Here is an 8,048-nt window from a genome sequence, read left to right on the forward strand (position 1 = left end):
AACACCACCATTTCCGGACGTGGAACCCATGGCTCCGGCGTGAGCCATTGACAAATTATTCAGCCACCCAGAACTCTGCATGACGATATACAGCCGGGCAAGCCCGCACCGCCTCCTCGTCGCGAAGGAGCACATCCTCCTCATGGCCGAACCAGCCGAACCAGCCGAACCAGCCGAACCCGCCGCAGCCGCAGCCGCAGAGCGGGCCGCGCGAACCGATCGCGCCGAACCCGCCGGGCGAGGGGCCCTCCTCGTCGAGCGCCGCTCCATCGACTTCGTCCCGGACGCCGAGCGCCACGGCACCGCCTTCAGCCAGTTCACGCTGTGGCTCGGCGCCAACCTCCAGATCACGGCCGTCGTGACGGGCGCCCTCGCGGTGGTCTTCGGCGGCGGCGCGTTCTGGTCTCTGATCGGCCTGGTCGCCGGCAACCTGGTCGGCGGCGCCGTGATGGCGCTGCACTCGGCGCAGGGCCCGCGGCTCGGGCTGCCGCAGATGATCTCCTCGCGGGCCCAGTTCGGCGTGAAGGGCGCGGTGGTGCCGCTGCTCCTGGTGATCGTGATGTACGTCGGCTTCTTCGCCAGCGGCACCGTGCTCGCGGGCCAGGCGGTCGGCGAGCTCACCCACCTCGGCGAGACCCCGGGCATCGTGATCTTCGCCGTGATCACCGCGGTGACGGCGACGATCGGCTACCGGGTCATCCACACCCTTGGCCGGGTGGCGAGCGTGGTCTGCGCCCTCGCCTTCGTCTACCTCGGCATCCGCCTGCTCGACCGGATCGACCTGACGGCGGTCCTCCACGACCGCGCCTTCCACCTGCCGATGTTCCTGCTCGCGATGTCGCTCTCCGCGTCGTGGCAGCTCGCGTTCGGCCCGTACGTCGCGGACTACTCGCGCTATCTGCCGCGCGCGACCAGTACCCGCGCCACGTTCTGGTGGACCCTCGCCGGCTCGGCGCTCGGGTCCCAGTGGTCGATGACCTTCGGCGTCCTGGTGGCCGCGACCGCGGGCGACGCCTTCCTCGACGACCAGGTGGGGTACGTCGTGGGGCTCGGCGGGGCGGGCCTGATCGCCTCGTTCCTGTACTTCACGATCGCGCTCGGCAAACTCACCATCAACGTCCTGAACACCTACGGCGGGTTCATGTCGATGGTGACCGGCATCGGCGGCTTCCGGGGCCACCGCACGGTCGGGCCGCGCGCCCGCGCCCTCTACATCGGCGGCATCATGCTGGCCGGCACGGCGGTGGCGCTCGCGGGCAAGGACTCGTTCCTGACCTCGTTCAAGGACTTCCTGCTGTTCCTGCTGACCTTCTTCACGCCGTGGTCGGCGATCAACCTGGTCGACTACTACCTGATCTCGCGTGAACGCTACGACGTGCCCGCGCTCTTCGACGTGCGCGGCCGCTACGGCGCCTGGCGCTGGGACGCCCTCGCGGTGTACGTCATCGGCGTCCTGGCCCAACTCCCGTTCCTGGCCACGAGCTTCTACACCGGGCCGCTGGTCGATCCGCTCGGCGGCGCGGACATCTCCTGGATCGTGGGGCTCGCGGTGCCGGCGGGGCTGTACTTCGTGCTGGCGCGGGGACGCGGGAATACGGGGGGTACCCCCACTGTGGAGGGGGCCGTCGCTCCGTACCGTGAACGGCATGGATGCCCGTGACACCGAGCCCCGGTCCAGTCTCGTGAAGGACCCCGAGCTCAAGAAGGAACTGCACGCCACGCTCCACGCCCGCAGGGAGCTCGGCCCCGACTACGAGTCCGCACTCCTCGACTCCTTCCTGGAGAAGGTCGAGCAGCGGGTCGACGGCTCGGTGGACCGCCGGGTGCGGCGCCAGCTGGCCGAGCAGCAGATGGTCGTGGCCCGTGGGGGGCGGCCTTCCCGGGGCGGCTCGGAGAGCCACTTCGGCGAGCGGTTCGGCTTCGCCATGATCTCGTTGATTCTGGCGGTGCCGTTGTCCGCGATCGGCGGGGTCAATGGGGGGCTGAAGGGGCTGGTCGTGACGTGGTGCGGAATCGTCGCGGTCAATGCGGTGCATGCGGTGCATCGGTGGCCGTGGGTCCGCGCCGGGCGCCGCGCCCAGGAGGACTGACTCGCACCCCTGGGGGCTCCGCCCCAGACCCGGTTCGCGCCCGAAAGGCGCTCGTCCTCGAACTCCCCCACGGCCTCAAGGGCCAGGGGGGACCCCCAACCGGCTGACTATGCCCACGCGGGCCGGCACCGAGGAGTTCAAGGGGCGCGGGGAACTGCGCACAAGAGCACAAGGAGGGGGCGCGGAGACCGTCGCTTACCCCCGGTTGCCCGGGGGCCGGGACGGCGACGGTCCCCGCGTGGGACGTCGGCCCGGCGCACGCCGGACGGGATCGTCCCGGGCGCCCGGCGTAGTCCGGGAGCCGCTCCGGAAGACCCTGGCGCCACTGGTGGCATCGGCCGGACCCCTGCCCGGGGCCGCCGACATCCACCACTGTGCACGGCCCGTGTTAAGCGGGTGCTGCGTGAACGTGTCGTGCGCGTACCGGTTGCGCGAAGGCGACGGGCCGGCCGGGCCCGGCGCCTCCAGCACCTGTGCTACTGGGCCGTGCGGGCCAGGAAGGCCAGCAGGTCCTGGCGGCTGACGACCCCCGTCGGCTTGCCCTCGACCAGGACGATCGCCGCGTCCGCCTTGCCCAGCACCGACATCAGGTCGCCCACCGGCTCGCCCGAGCCGACCTGCGGCAGCGGCGCGCTCATGTGCTTCTCCAGCGGGTCGTCGAGCAGGGCCCGCTGGGCGAACAGCGCGTCCAGCAGCTCGCGTTCGACGACCGAGCCGATGACCTCCGCGGCCATCACGTCGGGGTGTCCCGCGCCCGGCTTCACGATGGGCATCTGCGAGACGCCGTACTCCCGCAGCACCTCGATGGCCTGGCCGACCGTCTCCTCGGGGTGCATGTGGACCAGCGACGGCAGGTGGCCGGCCTCCTTGAAGCCGAGCACGTCGGAGACGCGCGCCGAGTGGCTGCCCTCCTCCAGGAAGCCGTAGTCGGCCATCCACTCGTCGTTGAAGATCTTCGAGAGGTAGCCGCGCCCGGAGTCCGGCAGGAGCACGACGACCACGTCGTCGGGGCCGAGGCCCTCGGCGACCTTGAGCGCGGCCACGACGGCCATGCCGCAGGAACCGCCGACCAGAAGGCCCTCCTCCTTGGCGAGGCGCCGGGTCATCTGGAAGGAGTCCTTGTCGGACACGGCGACGATCTCATCGGTGACCGTACGGTCGTAGGCGGTCGGCCAGAAGTCCTCGCCGACGCCCTCCACCAGGTACGGCCGGCCGGAGCCGCCGCTGTAGACGGAGCCCTCCGGGTCCGCGCCGACGACCCGAACCGACCCCTCGCTGGCCTCCTTGAGGTAGCGGCCGGTGCCGGTGATGGTGCCGCCGGTGCCGACGCCCGCGACGAAGTGGGTGATCTTCCCCTCCGTCTGGTCCCACAGCTCGGGACCGGTGGTCTCGTAGTGCGAACGGGGGTTGTTGGGGTTGCTGTACTGGTCCGGCTTCCAGGCGCCCGGCGTCTCACGCACCAGACGGTCGGAGACGTTGTAGTACGAATCCGGGTGTTCGGGGTCGACGGCGGTCGGGCAGACCACGACCTCGGCGCCGTACGCGCGCAGGACGTTGATCTTGTCCGTGGAGACCTTGTCAGGGCACACGAAAATGCACTTGTAGCCCTTCTGCTGGGCCACGATGGCCAGCCCGACACCCGTGTTGCCGCTGGTCGGCTCGACGATGGTGCCACCGGGCTTGAGCGCGCCGGACTGCTCGGCCGCCTCGATCATGCGGACGGCGATCCGGTCCTTCACCGAGCCGCCCGGGTTGAAGTACTCGACCTTGGCCAGGACTGTCGCCTGAATGCCCTGGGTCACACTGTTGAGCCTCACCAGCGGGGTGTTGCCTACGAGGCTGATCATCGAGTCGTGGAATCGCACCGTTGTCTCCGGGTCTCCGATTAGGTACGGCCAGCGTATGCGGACCGCGAGGGGGTGTTCACCTTTGCGCTGGATTGAGCGACACCCGCTACCGGGCAGTTAGCTGGTGTACGACTGCAAGCTCCTGGGAGGTGGCGGTGGCGGGCACTCTGTCGAGGGCGAGGGTGGCACGGCGGATCGCGACGGGCGCGGCGTTCGGCGGCGGCGGCATCGGGCTGCTGGCCGGAGCCGCGGTCGGTGTCGTCCTCGCCGAGGTCGCCCTCGCGAAACGCACGGTCGGCGGGGGCGGCGGCGCGCCCCAGGTCCCGAACGCGGACGGCCTGTACGGAACGGCCTTCGCCGACGGTACGCCACCACTCAGGCTCGGCATGCTGGGTGACTCCACGGCGGCAGGACAGGGCGTGCGCCGGGCCGGCCAGACCCCGGCCGCGCTGCTCGCCTCCGGCCTCGCCGCGGTCGCCGAACGCATGGTCACGCTGCGGAACGTCGCGCTGCCCGGCGCCCGCTCGGACGACCTGGAACGCCAGGTGTCCCTCCTGCTCGCCGACACCGACCGCACCCCCGACGTCTGCGTCATCATGATCGGCGCGAACGACGTCACCACCCGCATGGCACCCACCACCTCGGTGCGCTACCTCTCCACCGCGGTGCGCCGGCTGCGTACCGCGGGGGCCGAAGTGGTGGTCGGCACCTGCCCCGACCTCGGCACCATCGAGCCCGTCTACCAGCCGCTGCGCTGGCTGGCCCGCCGTGTCTCGCGCCAGCTCGCCGCCGCGCAGACGATCGTCGTGGTGGAGCAGGGCGGCCGTACGGTCTCGCTCGGCCATCTGCTCGGCCCGGAGTTCGAGGCCAATCCGCGCGAACTGTTCGGACCGGACAACTACCACCCGTCGGCCGAGGGGTACGCGACGGCGGCGATGGCGGTGCTGCCCACGCTCTGCGCCTCGCTCGGCCTGTGGCCCGAGTCCGACCACCCCGACGCCTCGCGCAACGAGGACATCCTGCCGGTGGCGAAGGCGGCGTCGGCCGCGGCGGCGCAGGCGGGTACGGAGGTCACGGGGGCACGGGCGCCGTGGGCGCTGCTCAAGTACCGCCGCAGGCGGCGCCTGCCGAGCCCGGTGGAGCCGGCCCCCAACGGCTCGCACACCACGCCGTGACACGCGGTGGCCCCGGAGGTGCGCAAGGAGCCGCCGAGCGGAGGTGCGCACGGGGTCACCGAGCGGAGGTCCGCACGGGGTCACCGAGCGGAGGTCCGCACGGGGCCACTGAGCAACCGCTTAGAAAAGAGTCCCGCATCACACGCCACCCCGGATGACCAATCCACTACGTACGGGTAACTTCCCAAGGAGTCCTGCCTTCCCATCCCTTGGAGCCGTGATGCCCGAAGCCGTGATCGTCTCTGCCGCCCGTTCCCCCATCGGCCGCGCCTTCAAGGGTTCCCTCAAGGACCTGCGCCCGGACGACCTGACCGCCACGATCATCGAGGCAGCACTCGCCAAGGTGCCCGGTCTCGACCCGCGCGACATCGACGACCTGATGCTCGGCTGCGGCCTCCCGGGCGGCGAGCAGGGCCACAACCTGGGCCGCATCGTGGCCGTGCAGATGGGCATGGACCACCTGCCGGGCTGCACCATCACCCGGTACTGCTCCTCCTCGCTCCAGACCTCGCGCATGGCGCTGCACGCCATCAAGGCGGGCGAGGGTGACGTGTTCATCTCGGCCGGTGTCGAGATGGTCTCCCGCTCCGTCAACGGCAGCAGCGACATCGCCGAGGCCCGCAACCCGTTCTTCGCCGACGCCCAGGCACGCACCGCCGCCGTCGCGCAGTCCGAGGGCGCCTCCTGGCACGACCCGCGCGAGGACGGCCTGGTCCCGGACGCGTACATCGCGATGGGGCAGACCGCCGAGAACCTCGCCCGCCTCAAGGGCATCTCGCGCCAGGAGATGGACGAGTTCGGCGTCCGCTCGCAGAACCTCGCCGAGGAAGCCATCAAGAACGGCTTCTGGGAGCGCGAGATCACCCCGGTGACGACCCCCGACGGCACCGTCGTCAGCAAGGACGACGGCCCGCGTGCGGGCGTCACGGTTGAGGGCGTGCAGGGCCTGAAGCCCGTCTTCCGCCCCGACGGACTCGTCACGGCCGGCAACTGCTGCCCGCTCAACGACGGCGCCGCCGCGCTCGTGATCATGAGCGACACCAAGGCGCGCGAGCTGGGCCTGACCCCGCTGGCCCGCATCGTCTCCACCGGCGTCACGGGCCTCTCGCCCGAGATCATGGGCCTCGGCCCGGTCGAGGCGTCCCGGCAGGCACTGGGGCGCGCCGGGCTCACCGTGGACGACATCGACCTCTTCGAGATCAACGAGGCCTTCGCCGCCCAGGTCATCCCGTCCTACCAGGACCTCGGCATCCCGCTGGACAAGCTGAACGTCAACGGCGGCGCCATCGCCGTCGGCCACCCCTTCGGCATGACCGGCGCCCGCATCACCGGCACGCTCATCAACAGCCTCCAGTTCCACGACAAGCAGTTCGGCCTGGAGACCATGTGCGTCGGCGGTGGGCAGGGCATGGCGATGGTCATCGAGCGCCTCAGCTGACGGCTCGGGCAGGTCGGGGGGCCTCGGCCGACCCGTACGCGTCGGGAGGGGTGGGCCGGCGACGGTACGCGTCCGGGGCCTCGGCCGACCCGTACGCGTCGGGGGCCGGCCGGCGACTCGTACGGATCGGATCCGGATCGCCATCGGGTGGCCGGGAGCGCTGCGTTGACCCCTGGTCGACGCAGCGTTGACGTCCCGGTCGCCACAGGTGGCACGCGGAGTGCGATCCCGGGCCCCTGACCAGGGCTCTCGCGTTCCACAGGGCGCTCACAGCCAATCTTTCCGCGTCCTAACCGTGACCGAATCTCCCCCAGGATGTGACGTATCTCCCGCCGGGACACCCTTTTCGCAGGTCAGGGGCGGTACGCCGGTAAACCCGAGGCCCAAAGACCTGTCCATTTCGTGACGTAATGCACTGACACCGAGGGCGGGCCCACGACAAGCTGATGTAGGAAGTCGGGGAATCGTTTGAATCCGGGAGTACGTCAGTGAGCGCCATGCCTCTTGCCCTGCTGCTGACCACGGCCGCTGCCACGGCCGTGGGCGCCGCTGCCCTGCACGCCGCCCACGGGCTGCGCAAGCAGGTCGTGGCTCTGCGCGAAGACCTGGCAGCCGCCCGATCCGAGCACCGCGCCGACCACGGCGTGACCCTGCCCCATCAGGCCCGTTCCGCCGCGACGCCCGCCGCCGACATACGGGCCGCCGTCGCGGAGGCGCTCGCCGAGGAGCGCGAGCGCGAGCTGGCCGAGGCGCGGGCCTTCTGGGCCGCCCAGGAGGCCAGGGACGCCGCCGACGCGCCCTCCCCGATGCTGGGCGGGCTCGCGGGCCTCGGTGACGACGCCGCGCTCTTCCTGCCCCGCCAGGCGGACTTCGTGGGCCTCGACGCCGAAGCCCTGGAGATGGTGGAGGAGTTCCCCGAGGACTCCCCCGAGCTGGCCGCGGCCCGCCGCCGCCACCCTTCGCACCCCGACTTCGTGCCGGTCCAGACGCCCGTCGTCGCCGACCACGAGGCCACGGTGTCGCGCCTGGAGGAGCTCGCCGAGTCGCGTACGGCCCTCGCGGACGTACGCCCCGGGCCGCTCGGCACGCTCGATGTGTACGTCTTCACCGACGGCACCACGCTCTGCATGACCCCGGGTCACCGGGAGACCTCGGAGCGGCTCGCGGGCGCTCTGCGCGATGGGCAGACCCCGGTGTTGCTGGGTGGGTCCGGCGTCTCCGGCGCGTATGCGCTGACGTTTCTGTGCGGTGAGGAGAGCGTGTACATCCTCGCGGACCGGGTCATCGCGTCGCTCTGAGTGGACCGCCCTGGGGGCTACCCGCCCACCCGTGCGGCAACTTGAGGGTGCGGCTCCCTGGGGCCGCGCCCCCAGATCCCCTGAGGGGCTCCGCCCCCTCGAACCCCGGCGGGGGCTCCGCCCCCTGCACCCCTCTCGGGGGCTGCGCCCCCGCCCCCCCCTTCGCGCCTGAACGGCGCTCGTCCTCAATCTCCCCCAAG

At 71.3% G+C, this 8,048-nt stretch carries 6 protein-coding genes; 5 read left to right on the plus strand and 1 reads right to left on the minus strand.

Going from position 1 to position 8,048, the window contains the following annotated elements; all coding sequences use genetic code 11:
• The first annotated feature begins 79 nt into the window (after positions 1 to 79).
• Positions 80 to 1,660, plus strand: coding sequence for a cytosine permease (locus AB0D31_RS27960; protein WP_362728173.1), 1,581 nt, complete (start codon positions 80 to 82; stop codon positions 1,658 to 1,660).
• A complete protein-coding gene (locus tag AB0D31_RS27965) occupies positions 1,647 to 2,090 on the plus strand; it encodes a hypothetical protein (protein ID WP_362728175.1) in 444 nt (147 codons plus the stop codon). Before AB0D31_RS27960 ends, AB0D31_RS27965 begins: the two co-directional genes overlap by 14 nt.
• Before the next feature lie 476 nt (positions 2,091 to 2,566).
• On the opposite strand, the gene AB0D31_RS27970 is transcribed toward AB0D31_RS27965, so the two are convergent.
• Positions 2,567 to 3,955, minus strand: a complete 1,389-nt coding sequence (locus tag AB0D31_RS27970; protein ID WP_362728177.1) for a cystathionine beta-synthase — start codon at positions 3,953 to 3,955, stop codon at positions 2,567 to 2,569.
• Positions 3,956 to 4,119: 164 nt separating this feature from the next.
• On the opposite strand from AB0D31_RS27970, the gene AB0D31_RS27975 reads away from it, so the two are divergent.
• The 3 genes from AB0D31_RS27975 (at position 4,120) to AB0D31_RS27985 (ending at position 7,848) form a co-directional block, all read left to right on the plus strand.
• Positions 4,120 to 5,112 (plus strand): SGNH/GDSL hydrolase family protein, encoded by a 993-nt coding sequence (locus AB0D31_RS27975; RefSeq protein ID WP_362728192.1) that lies wholly within the window; start codon positions 4,120 to 4,122, stop codon positions 5,110 to 5,112.
• A gap of 220 nt (positions 5,113 to 5,332) precedes the next feature.
• Positions 5,333 to 6,550, plus strand: a complete 1,218-nt coding sequence (locus tag AB0D31_RS27980) for an acetyl-CoA C-acetyltransferase (protein WP_362728178.1) — start codon at positions 5,333 to 5,335, stop codon at positions 6,548 to 6,550.
• 497 nt (positions 6,551 to 7,047) lie between these two features.
• Complete coding sequence (locus AB0D31_RS27985) at positions 7,048 to 7,848, plus strand: hypothetical protein (RefSeq protein WP_362728194.1); 801 nt, start codon at positions 7,048 to 7,050, stop codon at positions 7,846 to 7,848.
• Positions 7,849 to 8,048: the final 200 nt, after the last annotated feature.

The organism is Streptomyces sp. NPDC048361 (assembly GCF_040651795.1).
Lineage (GTDB): Bacteria > Actinomycetota > Actinomycetes > Streptomycetales > Streptomycetaceae > Streptomyces.